The following is a 16,927-nucleotide window of genomic DNA, read 5'->3' on the forward strand; positions in this document are numbered from 1 at the left end:
GGGCGTCAGGGGTGCAAGGGGCAGACCCGATGGCTAGACGAGGCCGGGGCTTGGATCAGGGCGAGGACGCTGTTGCCGGCGTCAGCGAACGATCCCTGTTTGCGACGCCTCTGGCGACCCCACCGCCGCCGTCGCCACTTGTGCCGGGCTCCAGTAAGCCAGCTTTGCCGGCGAATGTTCCAGCGCCAACTCCGCCCATCGAAACAGGCAGGATTGTGCGTGTGCGCCGGCAACTGGGCCGGATTTCACTGCCTCGTCTGCGCCACAGCGTGGCCATCGCGGCGGAGCTGGAGCTTGACCGGGGCATCGCCTTCTTGCTGGTGCCGGTGTGTCTGGCCGCCGGGGCGATCGGCTATTATTCGCTGGCAGTGGAGCCTGATTTCGCAAAGCCTGTCGCGGTCGTCGTGCTGGTGGCGAACTGCGCGCTTGTTTCGCGCTCCTGGCCGAAAACCCATCTGGGCTTCATGGCGGCATTGTTGTGCGCGCTTGGCCTGCTCGCCGCCAAGGTCGAGACATGGCGAGTAGGCACGCAGATGCTGGGCTCGGAAATCTCGACGCAACTGACCGGCCGCGTCGTCTCACTGGAGCAGATGGAGACTGGCCGCATCCGTCTGACCATCGACGTGACCTCGACCGCTCGCCCGAAACTGCGCTATGCGCCGGAAAGGGTCCGGCTTTCGGCGCGAAGCATCCCGGCGGAAATGACTGCCGGCTCCCTGGTCACCGGCTACGCCAAACTGTTGCCGCCGACTGGCCCGGTGCGGCCGGACAGCTATGATTTCTCCTTCGACAGCTATTTCGCCGGCATCGGCGGCAGCGGGTTCTTCCTCGGCAATCCAACAGTCGTCTCCGCTGATGACGGTGAGATGCCGCTGTCGGCCCGCCTTTCCTCCGGGATAGAAAATGCCCGTGAAGCCATCGCCGACCACATCAGGGCCACGGTCGGCGGTGCTGAAGGTGAGATCGCGGCAGCGCTCATTGTTGGTGTCCGAGCGGGCATCCCCGACGAAATCAACGAAGCGATGCGGCGCACCGGCATCTATCACATCATCTCGATTTCCGGGCTGCATATGGCGCTGGTCGCCGGCACCATCATGGGTCTGCTGCGCGGCGCCTTCGCGCTGTTTCCGGATTTTTCCGCGCGGCGGCCGGTGAAGAAATACGCGGCTGCCGCGGCACTTGTCTCGATCGCCGCCTATCTCGTCATTTCCGGCGTCGTCGTTGCCGCCGAGCGCAGCTTCATCATGCTGGCGGTGATGCTGATTGCCGTCCTGTTCGATCGCGCGGCGCTGACCATGCGCAATCTGGCGATCTCGGCGATCGCCGTCATCGTGGTTTCGCCGCATGAGGTGGTCGGCCCGAGCTTCCAGATGTCGTTTGCCGCAACGGCCGCACTGGTCGGCGCCTACGCCGGCTGGGCGGATCACCGTGCGGGAAAGGCAAGACCGCCACCGCCAAAGCGGTCCCTGCCAAGCGTTCTCACGCGACGATTCCTGCTGGCGACGGGTGGCTTGGCCATGACTTCGATCATCGCCGGCAGCGCCACGGCGCTATTTGCCATCTGGCATTTCCAGCGGGTGTCGCCGCTCAGCCTGTTCGCCAATCTGGCCGTCATGCCGATCGTGTCAGCGGTGATGTTCCTGGCCGTTGCCAGCGCGTTGCTGATGCCGTTCGGATTGGATGCGCCAGCCCTCTACCTGATGGGCAAGGGCCTGACGGCAATGATCGCCATCTCGGCGTGGATATCGGAACGCTCGCCGGTCGACGCGGTCGGGCTCATTTCGCAGCAATCCGTCCTGCTGGTGACCGTCGCCCTGGTCATCGCGACGATGGCGACGACATGGCTGCGGCTCGCAGCACTGCCATTCGCGCTTGCCGGTCTGCTGACGGTGTCGGATACGCGCACACCGGATGTGCTGATCTCTGAGGACGCGCGGCTGGTCGCCCTGCCGATCGGCGGCGGCGAACTCGCGGTCAGCCGGGCTCGCCCGAACGAGTTCACCGTCGACAATTGGAAACGCGCGCTGACATCCGAAACCATCGTCGTGCCGGAGATGTTCAGCAAGGCGGATGGGCTATTCGACATTGCCGATGCCGTCAATCTGCCACCGGGAGCGCCATTCTATTGCACGGACGGCGTTTGTCTCGCCCGGCACCCGTCCGGCGCGATCATCGCGCATGTCGAAGACCGCAAGGACACCTGGAAGGCCTGCGGTTTCGCAGACCTGATCGTCGTCAATGACGCGACGGGATATGATTCCTGCCACAACTCGCTGGTTCTCGTCGTCACCAAACGGCAGCTCGCCCGCAAGGGCAGTGCTGCCGTCTTCTTCGACCGCCAATCAGCGACAGGTCCTCCAATTATCAGCTTCGCGGTGGACGGGCCGTATCGGCCCTGGCATGCGCAGCGCAAATATTCACGCGAGGCGAGGGGGCTGGCGCCCTGGCGCAAACCCGAAAAGCCTGCCGCTCCTGCTCAGTAGCGCCGGATCAGCCCGACGAGCTTGCCTTGCACCTTGACCCTGTCCGGCCCGAAGATGCGCGTCTCGTAGGCCGGATTGGCGGCTTCAAGCGCGATCGAGGCGCCCTTGCGGCGAAACCGCTTCAGCGTCGCTTCCTCTTCATCCACCAGCGCCACGATGATCTCGCCGGGCTGGGCGGTATCGGCATTGCGGATGATGACGGTGTCGCCATCGAAGATGCCGGCCTCGATCATCGAGTCGCCCTTGACCTCCAGCGCATAATGCTCGCCGCCCATGATCATGTCCGGCGGCACCGAGATCGAATGCGTCTGATGCTGGATGGCATCGATCGGCACACCGGCGGCGATACGCCCCATCACCGGGATCGACACCGCGGAAACCGCGTCGTCGTCATTGCCGGCCGCGGGCAAACGCGACGGCGTTGCAGGCTTGAGTTGGCGGCCAAGGCCGCCCTGACCAAGACTGCCCTGGATGACGCTTGGCGAGAATTTCTTTGCCGCGTTGAGGCCGGGCGCGATCGAATCGGGTAGCCGCAGCACCTCCAATGCCCGAGCCCGGTTGGGCAGCCGGCGGATGAAACCGCGTTCCTCCAGCGCCGTGATCAGGCGATGGATTCCTGACTTGGAGGCGAGATCGAGCGCTTCCTTCATCTCGTCGAAGGAGGGCGGAATGCCGCTTTCCTTCAGCCGTTCATGAATGAACATCAAGAGTTCATGTTGCTTGCGCGTCAGCATGGCAGCCCCCAAGGCTTGAACAAAAGGTCTGAACCAGAATCGAAAAACAAACCCAGAACAAACACTATCTGTTCCAGTTGTGTTCCGCAACCGTTTAAAGTTTAGTGAATTTGTTAAGGCGGCTGAAGTTATTTGGCGCTGGCAGCGGGCCGTGTTCGACGCCTGCCTGCCGCTAACGCGCCCCGGTGCGCGTTGAAATTGTTATGGTTAATGGTGCTGGCTCATTCTTCGGCAAGTGGTTGGAATTGGTCGCAGACGCACCTCGCCGGGGTACATTCGCCGCATTGCCAGTCGTCTGTCGGGGTGAACGAAACGAAACCAAAATGCCAACTTTCGGTCCCCCCATTGCCGTTGTATGGCTGCGTCAGGTAACGGCTTCCTTCACAGCGAAACGCTGATCCTTCCACGCGTCCGTGCGCAGAATGTCTTCCAGCACCTCAACTGCCTGCCATACGTCCTTGTAGCCGACATAGAGCGGCGTGAAGCCGAAACGGATGGTAGACGGCGCGCGAAAGTCACCGATCACCCCGCGCTCGATCAGCGCCCGCATCACCTGATAGCCATGATCGTGAAGGAACGACACTTGGCTGCCGCGCTTGGTCGCATCGCGGGTGCTTTCCAATGTCAGACCATAGGCGCCGCACTTGGCTTCGACGAGTTGGATGAACAGTTCGGTCAACGCGACGCTCTTCTTTCGCAATGCCGCCATGTCGACGTCGCTCCAGATGGCAAGCGCACCTTTAAGCGCCCGCATAGACAGGACCGGCTGCGTGCCGCACAAAAAGCGGCGGATGCCGGTGCCGGCAACATAACCCCGTTCGAAGGCAAAGGGCCGTGCATGCCCCCACCAGCCGCTGAGCGGTTGGCGGATATCGCCGTGGTGACGCTGCGCGGCATAGATGAAGGCCGGTGAGCCCGGACCGCCGTTAAGGTATTTGTAGGTGCAGCCGATGGCGAAATCGGCATTTGCATGGTCGAGCTCGACTGGCAGAGCGCCTGCTGTGTGGCATAGGTCCCAGATGATTAGCGTTCCGGCCGCATGAGCCTTGCGCGTCAGCGCCGCCATGTCGCGCAGTTCACCCGATTTATAGTTGACGTGATTGACCAGCACCACCGCAACGCTTTCGTCGATCAGCTCTTCGATGGTTGGAGCGTCGACGCCCGTGAGGCGCAGCAGGGCGCCATCGCGGGTAGAGGCCACCCCTTCGGCGATGTACAGGTCGGTGGGAAAACTGTCACCCTCGGCGACGATCACCGACCGACCGGGCCGCATCTCCAGCGCCGCGTGCAACACCTTGTAGATATTGATCGACGTCGTATCGCAGACGACGGTCTGGCCAGCCGCGGCTCCTATCAGACGCCCAAGGTGGTCGCCGAGTTCTATCGGCATCTCGAACCATCCGGCTGTATTCCAGGCTCGGATGAGATCCTGGGCCCATTCCTGGGTTGCCGCCTGCTGCAGCTCGCCGAAAACGGCGTGCGACGCCGCCCCGAGTGAATTGCCGTCGAGATAGATCACCCCCTCCGGCAGAATGAAACGATCGCGCATGAGGCGCAGCGGATCCTTGGCATCCATCGCTTCGATTCCAGCGAGATCAGGAATTCCACTCATGGTCTGTCAGTCCTCGGTTGTTCGCGAAGGGTTTCCCGCCACAAGCGCGTGCCCTCTGTATGGCTGTTATCAGTTTGATGTCAGAGCCGGGTGCGAACCGTCCACAGTTCGGGAAACAGCACGACCTCGAGCATCTTCTTCAGATAGGACGCGCCTGACGTGCCGCCGGTGCCGCGCTTGAGGCCGATGATGCGTTCGACCGTGGTGACGTGGTTGAAGCGCCAGCGGCGGAAATAGTCCTCGAAGTCGACCAGCTTCTCGGCCAGCTCATAGAACATCCAGTAGCGCTGCGGGTCGCGGTAGACGGTCTGCCAGGCGACCAGGACCGCTTCATTTTCGGTGCGCGTCTCACGCCAGTCCGTGCGCCTGGCATCGGCGCCGATGTCGAACCCGTTGCGCGCCAATAGCAGCAGCGCTTCATCGTAGAGCGACGGCTCGGCCAGGATCGCCTCCAGCTTGCCGCTGAGGTCCGGCCGGTGCTTGTGCGGCCCGAGCATGGCGAGGTTGCGGTTGCCGGCCATGAATTCGATGGCGCGGTACTGCCAGGACTGGAATCCGGAGGATTGGCCGAGCGCGTCGCGGAATTCGGTGTATTCGCTGGGTGTCATCGTGCGCAGCACGTCCCACGCGTTGTTCAGCTGCTCAAAGATGCGGGCGACGCGCGACAGCATCTTGAAGCTCGGCTCAAGCCGGTCGGCGCGAATGGAACGAATGGCAGCACCGATCTCATGCAAAGCGAGCTTCATCCAGAGTTCCGAGGTCTGGTGCTGGATGATGAACAGCATCTCGTCATGCGCCGACGACAGCGGCGTCTGTGCCTCCAGGACTTTTTCCAGGTGCAGATAGTCGCTGTAGGACATGCGCTCCTTGAACGACATCTGGGCGCCTTCGGACGCCGGATCGTAGGGCTCGCTCAATTGATTTTCTCCGTGCGCAGCCGGAAGCGCTGGATCTTGCCGGTCTGGGTCTTGGGCAGGGCGGCGATGAATTTGACCGAGCGCGGATATTTGTAGGGCGCGATCGTCGCCTTGACGTGGTCCTGCAGGCGCTTGATGGTCAACGCATCCGGCGCCACGCCCTGCGCCAGCACGACATGCGCCTCGACGATCTGGCCGCGTTCGCCATCCTCTGCGCCAATGACAGCACATTCGGCGACATCGGGATGCGAGAGCAGTGCTGCCTCGACCTCCGGACCGGCAATGTTGTAGCCGGCGCTGACGATCATGTCGTCGGAGCGCGCGCCGAAATGGAAGAAACCATCCTCGTCCTGGGTAAATGTGTCGCCGGTGAGGTTCCAGCCGTCGCGCACATACTCCTTCTGCCGGTCGTCGGCCATGTAGCGGCAGCCGGTCGGGCCGCGCACCGCCAACCGTCCGGTCTCGCCACGCGGTACCTCGCGCATCGCAGCGTCGACGATGCGCGCCTCATAACCGCCCACAGGCTTGCCGGTCGATGCAGGCTTCATGTCGCCAAAACGGTTGGAAATGAAGATGTGCAGCATTTCGGTGGCGCCGATGCCGTCGAGGATCGGCTTGCCGGTCTTTTTCGTCCACTCCTCGAAGACCGGAGCCGGCAATGTCTCGCCGGCCGAGACGGCGACGCGCAGCGATGACAAATCGGCACCTTCATCCATGGCCTTCAGCATGGCGCGGTAGGCGGTCGGCGCGGTGAAGGAGACGGTCGCCTTATAGGTCTCGATGATGTGGATCATGTTGGGCGGCGTCGCCTGTTCGAGCAGCGTCGCCGCCGCGCCGTAGCGCAAGGGGAAGATGGCGAGGCCGCCTAGGCCGAAGGTGAAGGCCAGCGGCGGCGAGCCGACGAAGATATCGTCGGGCGTCACCTGGAGGATCTCACGGGCATAGGCGTCGGCGATGATCAACAGATCGCGGTGGAAATGCATCGTCGCCTTCGGCACGCCTGTCGTGCCGGAGGTGAAGCCAAGCAGGGCGACATCGTCGCGGCCGGTGTTGACCGCGGTGAAGGTGACCGGCTTGTCGAGGGCGGCGCGATCGAGTTCGGCATCATGGTTGGCGGTGCCGTCGAAGCCGATGACCTGCTTCAGGAACGCACTGTCCTTGGCGCAAGCGGTCATCTCATCCATCAGCCTGGTGTCGCAAAGCGCGATCGTTATTTCGGCCTTGTCGACGATCTTGGTGAGCTCGCCGGCGCGCAGCATCGGCATGGTGTTGACGACGACGGCGCCGACCTTGGTGGCGGCCAGCCAGCAGGCAACCATTGCGGGGTTGTTGGCGGAGCGGATCAGCACCCGGTTGCCCGGTTTGACGCCGTAATTCTCGACCAGCGCGTGCGCCAGCCTGTTCGTCCAGTCGGACAGTTCCTTGTAGGTGCGGCGGCGGCCATTGCCGATCAGCGCGGTGTGGTCGCCGAGGCCCTTCTCGACCAGCCTGTCGGTCAATTCGACGCCGGCATTGAGATGTTCGGGATAATCGAAACCGTCGAGCAGGAAATCCGGCCATTGATCCGGCGGCGGCAGGTGATCGCGCGTGAACGTGTCGATATGCGCTGAAGGCCCAAGCATGTAGCCGCTGTCCCATTTGCTGCCCGGCCAGTGCGCGAAGCACCTGTCCGAGGTGGTGGATCTGAAGTTTCCGTCTTTCTCGCGAGAGGCTTCGTGCAGCCAGCTATACCTGTACGACGAGGCCACCCTGAAAGGATGAACGTCCGCAGGTTTCGGGACAGCACAGCAGACCTCCCATTGTCAGCTGTACGTCAGGCAGGATCGCACCAGTCGAAATTTGTTTCAAGCCTAAAATGTTTTTGCCTGGAGCATTGACGCGTGGCATGATGGCGGCCATTGCTAGCATGGAAAACGATGCGCTTCGGGGGAGGGTGCCGATGCTCGACCATCGCATTGCCGATTGGGACAATGCCTACGCCAACGGCGCCAATATTGCCGGCAGCGAGCGGTGGCCGGCTGCCTGGACGGAACCGGCGCAAGCCTTTCGTGACGCGTTGTCGGCAGAAGGCCGGGCACGGCTGGACATCGCCTATGGCGACCGGCCGCGCAATCGCTTCGATCTTTTCCTGCCCGATGCCGCGCCCAAGGGGCTCGTCGTGTTCATCCACGGCGGTTACTGGCTGGAGTCCGACAAGAGCGGCTGGTCGCACCTCGCCAAGGGCGCGGTCGGTAGTGGCTTTGCCGTGGCGATGCCGTCCTACACGCTGTGCCCGGACATCCGCATCGCCGGCATCGTCGGCGAAATCGGCGCCGCAATCGGCAAGGCGTCGGCCATGGTTGACGGGCCGCTGATGCTCACCGGGCATTCGGCCGGCGGCCATCTCGCCAGCCGTATGGTGACCACCTCAACGCCTCTGACTGCCGATGTGGCAAAGCGCATACGCCATGTCATTTCGATTTCAGGCCTACATGACCTGCGTCCACTTATGTTCACCGGGCACAATGCGGCATTGGCAATCGATGAGGCCGAAGCCTTGGCGGAAAGCCCGGCGCTGCTGCGCCCCATGGATGGCGTTCGCATCACCTGCTGGGTCGGTGGTGGTGAGCGCTCGGAGTTCCTGCGCCAGAATGCGTTGCTGGCCAACATCTGGACCGGCCTAGGTGCTGCCACCAGCGCTGTGGTCGAACCCGACCGGCATCACTACGACATTGTCGATGGGCTCGCCGATCCGGCGCATCCACTGACACGAACCTTGATCTCGGAATAACCGAGATCGTTTTTTACATATTATCAGTGACTTATGGCGGCGCTTCAGCGCAGCATCAGAACGCTGCAGGAATCTCCGGCAGCGGAAGCACGGCCAAACGGGGGCCGCACGATCAGCCCGTTGGCGTCGGCCAGCATCCTCAGCATCGAGGAATCCTGGATGCTGAACGGCGTCGCCACCAGCCCGCCATCGTCTTCCCTGACCACGGCCCGCACATAATCCTGGCGAAGGTCATTGGGCGGCATTGCGGCGCCCAGCCGTGCCTGACGGATGTCCTGACGATGATTGCGGCCGCCGAGCCTTGCCAGAAGCGGCTTCAGGAACAATTGCGAGCACACGAGGCTCGCCACCGGGTTGCCGGGCAGGCCGATGCACCTGATGTCGCCGAGGCGGCCGAACATCAGCGGCTTGCCGGGGCGCATGGCGATCTTCCAGAAGCCGAGCGTCATGCCTTCGCCGGTCAGCACGTCATGGATCAGGTCGTGATCGCCGACCGAGGCGCCGCCAAGCGTGACGATGACATCCGCACCGGCGGCGACCGCCTTCTTCACCAAGGCGGCGATGGCGTCCTTGCGATCGGCGGCAATGCCGAGATCGAGTGCGCGGCCACCGACCGATTGCGCGGCTGCGGCTACGCCATAGGCGTTGGACGAGATGATCTGGTCAGGCCCGAGTTCGCTGCCCGGCGGCAACAACTCGTCGCCGGTGGCGATGATGGCGACCAGCGGCCGCCTGACCACAGTGACCGCGGGATGGTTGGCCGATGCCGCCAGTGAAAGCGCTGCCGGGTCGAGCAAGCGGCCTTTCTCCAGCAAGACGTCGCCTTTGGAAAAGTCGAGACCGATGCGGCGGATGTTGCGCCACTCCGCCGTCGGCTCGACCACTTCGATATTGCCGCCGCCGAGATCCCGGACGTTTTCCTGGATGACGATGGTGTCGGCGCCTTCAGGTAGCGGCGCGCCGGTGAAGATGCGCACCGCCTGGCGCTCGCCGACGAAGCCATCAAAGCCGCGCCCGGCAGGCGCCATGCCGATCACCGAAAGTCGCGACGGCGCCGACGCGACATCGGCTGCGCGGGTGGCATAGCCGTCCATGGCCGAGGCATTGAAGGGTGGCTGGGTGCGCAGCGCCACGACAGGCTGCGCCAGCACACGATCGACCGCTTCGAACAGAGAAACGCTTTCGCCGGCCAGAGGTGCTGCACCGTCCAGCAGGCGTTCGAGCGCCTCCGCGACCGGAACCAGTGTCATCAGGCGTCAGCCTTGTAGTCGCCCGACTTGCCGCCGGTCTTTTCGACCAGCCGGATGCCGGAGATGACCATGGCGCGGTCCACGGCTTTGGCCATATCGTAGATGGTCAGGCAGGCGACCGACGCTGCGGTCAGCGCTTCCATCTCGACGCCGGTCTGGCCGGTGACACGTGCCAGCGCGGTGACTTTCAGGCCCGGCAGCGCATGGTCGGGTTCGATGTCGACGGAAACCTTGGTGAGGAGCAGTGGATGGCAGAGCGGAATCAGCTCATGCGTCTTCTTCGCCGCCATGATGCCGGCGATGCGCGCGGTACCGAGCACGTCACCTTTTTTGGCATTGCCGGCGAGAATGGTCTTCAAGGTCTCGGGCTGCATCAAAACGAAACCCTCGGCGATCGCCGTGCGCGTCGTCTCTTCCTTGTCGCCGACATCGACCATGTTGGCCTCGCCCTGCGTGCCGAGATGGGTGAGGGCTGATGTCATCGTCAGGCCGCCTCGGCTGTTGCCTTGCCGGTCAAAAGCAGGCGCGTGGCCGCGGTGACATCCTCTTGCCGCATCAGGCTCTCGCCGACAAGGAAGGTGCCGATGCCGGTCTTCTGCATCCTGAGGCAGTCGTCATGGGTGAAAATACCGCTCTCGCTGACCAGCAGGCGGCCGCCCGGCACCATCGGCGCCAGCCGTTCCGAAGTTCTAAGGCTGGTTTCGAACGTTCTCAGATTGCGGTTGTTGATGCCGATCAGCTGCGATGATAGTTTTACCGCGCGCAGCGTCTCGGCCTCGTCATGCACCTCGATCAACGCGTCCATGCCGAGTTCGAATGCCGTCGCTTCCAATTCGCTCGCCAAGGCGTCGTCGACGCTGGCCATGATGATCAGGATGGCGTCAGCGCCCCAGGCGCGCGCCTCATAGACCTGGTAGGGATCGAACAGAAAGTCCTTGCGCAGTGCGGGCAGGGCAACGGCTGCGCGAGCCTTGGTGAGAAACTCCGGCGCGCCCTGGAAGGATGGCGCATCGGTCAACACCGAAAGACAGGCGGCGCCGCCCTTCTCATAGGCCTGCGCCAATGCCGGCGGATCGAAATCGGCGCGGATCAACCCTTTGGAAGGGCTTGCCTTCTTGATTTCGGCGATCAGGGCGAAGTTGCCCGACCTGCGTTTTGCCTCGAGTGCGGCGAGAAAGCCGCGCGGTGCGTCGGCGTCCTTCACCCGCGCCTTGATCTCGGCCAGCGGCACGCGCGCCTTGGCAGCCGCGATCTCGTCGCGCTTGTAGGCCTCGATCTTGCGCAGAATGTCAGACACGGTTCACCCGTTTGAAATTTCGACCAGATGATCGAGCACCTGCAGCGCCCGGCCGCTGTCGATGGCTTGCGCGGCGAGCGCGATGCCGTCGCCAAGCGTCGTCACCTTGCCCGCCACCACCAGTCCCGCGCCGGCATTCATCAGCACGGTGTCGCGATAGGCGCCGGCAGCGCCGCCCAGCATATCGCGCAGCGCCTTGGCGTTGTAGGCGGCGTCACCGCCGCGCAGCTCGTCCTTGGCATGGCGCTTCAGTCCGACCTCTTCCGGGGTCAGCGTGAAGCTGCGGATCTCGCCGCCAACCAGTTCGGCGACATGGGTCTCGCCGGTGGTGGTGATCTCGTCATAGCCGTCGCCATGAACGACCCATGCATGTTCTGTGCCCAGCGCCTTCAATGTCTCGGCCACCGGCATGATCCATTCCGGCAGGAACACGCCGACCATCTGCCGCGTGACCCCGGCTGGATTGGAAAGCGGCCCGAGCAGGTTGAAGATGGTGCGGGTGCCGAGTTCGACGCGGGTCGGGCCGACATGTTTCATCGCCGGGTGGTGCGCGGGCGCGAACATGAAGCCGACGCCGGCTTCGTGGATGCAGCGACCGATCGTTTCCGGCGGAATGTCGATCTTGACACCTAGCGCAATCAGGACATCGGCGGCACCTGTCAGCGAGGACAGGCCGCGATTGCCGTGCTTGGCGACTGGTACGCCGCTGCCGGCGATGACGAAGGCCGACCCCGTCGAAATGTTGACGCTGTGGGAATTGTCGCCCCCGGTGCCGACGATATCGATCGCGCCGGCGGGCGCGTCGACGCGAAGCATCTTGGCCCGCATCGTGGCGACAGCGCCTGAAATCTCGCTCACCGTCTCGCCGCGCACGCGCAGCGCCATCAGGAAGCCGCCGATCTGCCCGGGGGTCGCGTCGCCCGACATGATGATGTCGAAGGCCTCACGCGCTTCCTCGAAGGAAAGCGCGGTGCCGGCCGCGACCTTGGCGATATGGGTTTTCAGCGCGCTCATCTTGTCGAGGCTTGGGCAACGGCGGCCTGATCGACGCGGACGTCGTACTGCGTCTGCAACTGCGCCACCAATTGGTCGAGAAGATCGTCCGACATGCCGGAGGTGAAGGATTTCTGCGCGTCCTCCGGCACCGAGCTGGCGTCGGCACCGGCGGGCTCGAACACTTCGGCGACCTTGAACAGGATCTGCCCGTCGCCGGTGGGCGAGGGGATCAGCCCGGTGCCGCCTTCGCCGACGCCGAACATCACGGCAGCACCTTCCTTGCCGAAATCGGCATCGTCGGCTTCGCGCTTCAGGCCGCGCTTGGTCTGCTTCTCCAGCTTGAGCTCACCGGCGATGACGTCGAGCGTGGCGCCGGCCTTGAGCCGCTTTTCGAGTTCGATCGCCTTGGCGGCGAGCCGCTTGGTAGTCTCCGCCGCCGTCCAGTCGGCGACGACTTTCTGGCGGACTTCATCCAGTGTGCGGTCGCGAGCCGGCGTGATCGAAGCAACCTCATAGAAGATGAAGCCGTTGTCGGCCGTGGTCAGCGCTTCATTTTCGGTGTTGGGTTCTGCGTCAAAGACCGCCTTGATCAGCTCCGGCGATTCCGGCAGGTCCTTGACGATGGAGCCATCCGGCCTGAGGCCACTGCGATCGATGGCGTCGAGGGTGATGTCCTTCAGCTTCAGCTTGGCGGCCGCATCGGCCAGCGAACTGCCGGAGGCGCGGGTGTCTTCGTAATTGTCGTGCACATCCAGAAGGATGCGGCTTGCCTCGCCCAACGCCAGGTCCTTGCGGATCTGGTCGGAGACCTCAGCGAGCGGCTTCACCACTTCGGGCTTGATCTCGGTGACGCGCAGCAGCACCGGACCGAAGGTGCCCTGAACGACCTGGCTGACTTCATTGGCGTTGAGCGCGAAAGCGGCATCGGCAACCGCCTTATCGGCAATCTTGTCCTTGGCGAGCGTGCCAAGCAGCGTGTCGGCCGGGGTCTTGCCTTCGGCGGTCACCAGCTTTTCGAAGGTGGCGCCGGCCTTGAGCGAATCGAACGCCGCCTTGGCCGCATCCGGCGTCTTGAACACAAGCTGCTCGATGGTGCGCATTTCAGGCGTGGTGTAGCGGCCCTTGTTCTTGTTGTAGTCGTCGCTCACCTGTTGTTCGGTGACGGCGGTCGGATCCATGATGTCCACCGGCTCGAGGCGGACATAGGAGAATTTGCGGTACTCAGGTGCTGCGTAGGTTTTCTTGTTGGCCTCGAAATAGGCCTGAAGCACGCTGTCGCTCGGGGCCTCGATCGGTTCGACGAGCGTCTTTGGCAATGGCAGGTAATCGACGGTGCGATCCTCGCCGCGATAGAGCGCGACCGCCTTGAAGAAAGTGTCCGGAGCCTTGAGGCCGTCCGAGACCGCCTCGACGATCTGCTGGCGCACCGCCACCTGGGCGCGGTTCTTCAGGTAATCCTCGGGCCGCATGCCGACCTGGCGCAGCATGTACTCGAATGTTCTTCTGTCGAACTGGCCGCCTGGGCCCTTGAACGCCGGATCCTCACGCGTCAGCTCGGCCAGCCGATCCTTGGACAGGCCGAGACCAAGCTTGCGCGCCTGTTCGTCGAGAACGGCACCGGAGACGAGCTGCGACAGGACCGTGTTGTCGATACCGAGCGCCTTTGCCTGCTCATGGGTGAGGCGCTGGCCGAACTGCTGCGACATGACAGCCAGTTGGCGATCGTAGGCGAGGCGGTATTCATTGATCGATACCTTGGTGCCACCCGCTATTATCACCGAATCGTGGCCGGCAAAGCCGCCCATCAGGCGTCCGGAGATGCCCCAGGCGGCGAAACTGACCACCAACAGCGAAAGCAATGTCTTCGCGACCCAGGTACCCGCCGCGCTTCTCAATATACCAAGCATCGTTACTTCCGATTTATGCGCATTTTCGGATGCGCCGAGTTTGAAACAAGCGCAATAGCGCCCTTCCGGCCCACTGTCGATTGCTTTGTGGCCTGATTTTGGTAGTGAGGGCCAGAGCTTGATATTGCCCGGAGAAGCAGACCATGACGCCAGGAATTCGCCCGCTTGTCGCCGGCAACTGGAAAATGAACGGCACCAGCACCTCGCTGAACGAGCTCAGGATGATCGGCAACGGCTTCATGAGCGGGCTCGACGCGGAGACCGAGGCACTGGTCTGCGTTCCCGCGACGCTGCTTTCCCATGCGGCGGAGATTCTGTCGCGCACGCCGGTCCATGCCGGCGGCGAGGACTGCCATACCAAGGAGAGCGGCGCCTACACCGGCTGCATCTCGGCCGAGATGCTGAAGGACGCCGGCGCCAGCCACGTCATTGTCGGCCATTCCGAATGCCGCGAACAACGTGGCGAGGACGATGCGACGGTCCAGGCCAAGGCCGACGCCGCATGGCGAGCCGGGCTGGTGGCCATCGTTTGCATCGGCGAGACGCAACAACAGCGTGAAGCGGGCGCCACGCTCGACGTGCTGTCGCGCCAGGTCGCCGGTTCGGTGCCGCCGAGTGCCACGCCATCCAACACCATCATTGCCTATGAGCCGGTATGGGCGATCGGCACCGGCCTGACGCCGACCGCCGCCGATGTGGCCGAAGCGCATGCGCATATCCGTGAAAAGCTGGCGGAAAAGCTCGGCGCCATCGCTGCCAAAGTGCGCATTCTCTATGGCGGCTCGGTCAAGCCGTCCAACGCGGTGGAACTGCTGGGCGTCAGGAATGTCGACGGCGCGCTGGTCGGCGGCGCCAGCCTGAAAGCAGCCGATTTCCTCGGTATCGCCGAAGCCTATCGCAGCATTTCAGGCTGATATCCGCGACGATGGACGCGGCTCATCCGGTCCAAATTCGTTGCAAAGGGCGCGTTGCTTCCCATATTCCGGCCACGGGCTTGGAAATGCCGTGAAAGCATTGTATTGAGCCGCCTCCAATTCACCGGTCGTGTCCGCGACCGGGCAAGGCCTTGCCAGGATAAACTATGCAAACCGTACTGATCGTCATCCATCTCATGGTCGTGCTCGCCCTCGTCGGCGTGGTGCTGCTGCAACGCTCCGAAGGCGGTGGCCTTGGCATTGGAGGTGGATCGGGCTTCATGACGGCGCGTGGCGCCGCCAACGCGTTGACGCGGGCGACGGCGATCCTGGCGGCGGCTTTCTTCGTCACGTCGCTGACCTTGTCGATCATTGCCCGCTATGGTGAGAAGCCGATCGACATTCTCGACCGCGTTCCCGCGACTTCAGACGGCGCCGGTAAGGGCGTGCTCAACCAGCTGCCTGGCACGACGACCCCGGCGCCCGCGGGCACCACCACGCCGACGCTGCCGTCGGGCAATGGCGCGGCAACGACGCCTGCGCCGGCCGCTCCGGCCACCGCGCCCGCCTCTGGTGCGACGCCGCCGGCAAGCAACGGCACCACCAACACCGCGCCGGCCGCACCGCAGGTCCCGAACCAGTAACCTCCACCTGGTCTAAACCGCGACCTGTGATCGTTTGAACACAGTCGCGGCAAATGCTGCGCGATCACGAAGATTCGACGCTCAGTAGCGCGGTCCCACGCTTGAGGCATCCGCGCTTATTCGACTATAGATTGCACGCGGCATTTTCGGTGTCCTTGGGGGATGCCGGGCGACGCCGTGGGCAACAAGCATTGAACGATCGGATCTTCGCCATGCAGCTTCGCAGCTTCATTTTCCTGGGACTTTGCGCCGCACTCGGCCTCAGTTCCCCGGCTTTCGCCGGCGTGCCGGCCAATATGGTCGCCAATCAGTCGGTCGACAGAACCGATGCAATCCCTGTCGCAGCCACCAAAAGTGATGCGGCGCAGTTGAGGCTTCTCAAGAAGAAGAAAAACCCGACACCGGACGATCTCGCCCAGATCAAGAAGATCGAAGCCAAGATCGTTGCCGACAAGGAGGACGCCAAGGCCAAGGCACTCGAAGCCAGGAAGCTGGCGATGCGCGAAGCTGCTAAGGCCAAGGCCGAAGCGGACCGGCAGGCATTCCTGGCCAGCAGGGGCCAGAAAGCGCAGGCAACCGAAGTGGCCGAGGCCAAGCCGGCCAAGAAGACCACCAAGGTCATCGAGCCGATTGCACCGATCACGCCGATCCAGTCGGCCGAGCCGCTCCCGGCCGAGGCGATGAACGTTGCCTTGACCGGCAACAATGGCGAACTGCGCAGCGAGGTCATCGGCGGCCAGAAGCAGTCGAGTGGCGGTCTGTTCGCCGGCCTGTTTGGTGGGACCTCATCCGGCTCATCGATCAGCTATCTGCCCGAGACGCGCGCGCTCGACCAGGCACTCGCCCAGAAGAACGCCAGGAAGCCGTTCAAGGTGAAGCCGGAATTCGTCCCTCAGGACGTGGAATTCACCGGCTACGATGCCGGCACCATCGTCATCGACACCAGTGCGCGGCGCCTCTATCTCGTCGAATCATCGACCACCGCGCGTCGCTACGCCATCGCGGTCGGCCGTGAGGGCCTGCAGTTCAAGGGTACGGTTGCCGTCGGCGACAAGCAGGAATGGCCGCGCTGGATCCCGACGCTCGACATGCAGAAGCGAGAACCCAAGCACTACGCCCAGTACAAGGACGGCATGCCCGGCGGTGGCCAGAACCCGCTCGGCGCACGCGCCATCTATCTCTATGACGGCAAGAAGGACACGCATCTGCGCATCCACGGCACCATCGCGCCGCAGTCGATCGGCACCAGTGCCTCCAATGGCTGCTTCCGCATGATGAACGAGCACGTCATAGACCTCTACAGCCGCGTCAGGGTCGGCACCAAAGTCGTCATCATTTGACGTTTTCATCATCATGCCGAAAGGGCCGGCTCAGCCGGCCCTTTTGTTTTGCCCGTTCACGAT

14 protein-coding genes are annotated in these 16,927 nt (G+C 63.4%); 5 read left to right on the forward strand and 9 right to left on the reverse strand.

Features of this window, described 5'->3' with window-relative positions; all coding sequences use genetic code 11:
* The first annotated feature begins 29 nt into the window (after positions 1–29).
* On the forward strand, positions 30–2,483 hold the full coding sequence (locus HGP13_RS21265) for a ComEC/Rec2 family competence protein (RefSeq protein WP_172228794.1): 2,454 nt from the start codon (positions 30–32) through the stop codon (positions 2,481–2,483).
* Here the strand turns inward: HGP13_RS21265 and lexA are convergent.
* The 4 genes from lexA to HGP13_RS21285 all read right to left on the reverse strand — a co-directional run bounded on the left by lexA (position 2,477) and on the right by HGP13_RS21285 (position 7,368).
* A complete protein-coding gene (gene lexA, locus HGP13_RS21270) occupies positions 2,477–3,217 on the reverse strand; it encodes a transcriptional repressor LexA (RefSeq protein WP_172228795.1) in 741 nt (246 codons plus the stop codon). The two genes, HGP13_RS21265 and lexA, sit on opposite strands and share 7 nt — an antisense overlap.
* A gap of 364 nt (positions 3,218–3,581) precedes the next feature.
* Entirely contained in the window at positions 3,582–4,829 is a 1,248-nt protein-coding gene (kynU, locus tag HGP13_RS21275) for a kynureninase (protein WP_172228797.1), read from the reverse strand.
* 80 nt (positions 4,830–4,909) lie between these two features.
* Positions 4,910–5,746, reverse strand: a complete 837-nt coding sequence (gene kynA, locus HGP13_RS21280; RefSeq protein ID WP_111546544.1) for a tryptophan 2,3-dioxygenase — start codon at positions 5,744–5,746, stop codon at positions 4,910–4,912.
* Positions 5,743–7,368, reverse strand: coding sequence for an AMP-binding protein (locus tag HGP13_RS21285; protein ID WP_172228799.1), 1,626 nt, complete (start codon positions 7,366–7,368; stop codon positions 5,743–5,745). The genes kynA and HGP13_RS21285 overlap by 4 nt, the downstream gene beginning before the upstream one ends.
* A 317-nt stretch (positions 7,369–7,685) precedes the next feature.
* Between HGP13_RS21285 and HGP13_RS21290 the strand changes: the two genes are divergently transcribed.
* Positions 7,686–8,516 carry an alpha/beta hydrolase gene (locus HGP13_RS21290; protein WP_172228801.1) on the forward strand — a complete coding sequence of 277 codons (831 nt, stop codon included), beginning with the start codon at positions 7,686–7,688 and terminating at the stop codon, positions 8,514–8,516.
* Positions 8,517–8,560: 44 nt separating this feature from the next.
* On the opposite strand, the gene glp is transcribed toward HGP13_RS21290, so the two are convergent.
* Genes glp through HGP13_RS21315 form a run of 5 tightly spaced genes read right to left on the reverse strand, consistent with a single transcriptional unit; the run spans position 8,561 to position 13,966 of the window.
* Positions 8,561–9,766 (reverse strand): gephyrin-like molybdotransferase Glp, encoded by a 1,206-nt coding sequence (gene glp, locus HGP13_RS21295; protein ID WP_172228803.1) that lies wholly within the window; start codon positions 9,764–9,766, stop codon positions 8,561–8,563.
* A complete protein-coding gene (moaC, locus tag HGP13_RS21300; protein ID WP_172228806.1) occupies positions 9,766–10,248 on the reverse strand; it encodes a cyclic pyranopterin monophosphate synthase MoaC in 483 nt (160 codons plus the stop codon). Before moaC ends, glp begins: the two co-directional genes overlap by 1 nt.
* Positions 10,249–10,250: 2 nt before the next feature.
* Positions 10,251–11,063: an indole-3-glycerol phosphate synthase TrpC gene (gene trpC, locus HGP13_RS21305; protein WP_172228808.1), complete on the reverse strand. Its 813-nt coding sequence runs from the start codon at positions 11,061–11,063 to the stop codon at positions 10,251–10,253.
* 3 nt (positions 11,064–11,066) lie between these two features.
* A complete protein-coding gene (gene trpD, locus HGP13_RS21310; protein ID WP_172228810.1) occupies positions 11,067–12,077 on the reverse strand; it encodes an anthranilate phosphoribosyltransferase in 1,011 nt (336 codons plus the stop codon).
* The gene (locus HGP13_RS21315; RefSeq protein WP_172228812.1) at positions 12,074–13,966 is read right to left on the reverse strand and encodes a SurA N-terminal domain-containing protein; all 1,893 of its coding nucleotides are present in this window, start codon (positions 13,964–13,966) and stop codon (positions 12,074–12,076) included. The genes trpD and HGP13_RS21315 overlap by 4 nt, the downstream gene beginning before the upstream one ends.
* Positions 13,967–14,109: 143 nt before the next feature.
* On the opposite strand from HGP13_RS21315, the gene tpiA reads away from it, so the two are divergent.
* The 3 genes from tpiA (at position 14,110) to HGP13_RS21330 (ending at position 16,864) form a co-directional block, all read left to right on the forward strand.
* Entirely contained in the window at positions 14,110–14,880 is a 771-nt protein-coding gene (gene tpiA, locus HGP13_RS21320) for a triose-phosphate isomerase (protein WP_172228814.1), read from the forward strand.
* A 167-nt stretch (positions 14,881–15,047) separates the two neighbouring features.
* Positions 15,048–15,524 carry a preprotein translocase subunit SecG gene (gene secG / locus HGP13_RS21325; protein WP_172228816.1) on the forward strand — a complete coding sequence of 159 codons (477 nt, stop codon included), beginning with the start codon at positions 15,048–15,050 and terminating at the stop codon, positions 15,522–15,524.
* A gap of 212 nt (positions 15,525–15,736) precedes the next feature.
* Entirely contained in the window at positions 15,737–16,864 is a 1,128-nt protein-coding gene (locus HGP13_RS21330) for a L,D-transpeptidase (RefSeq protein WP_172228818.1), read from the forward strand.
* The last annotated feature ends 63 nt before the right edge of the window (positions 16,865–16,927 follow it).

The organism is Mesorhizobium sp. NZP2077, assembly GCF_013170805.1.
In the GTDB taxonomy this organism is placed as follows: Bacteria; Pseudomonadota; Alphaproteobacteria; order Rhizobiales; family Rhizobiaceae; genus Mesorhizobium.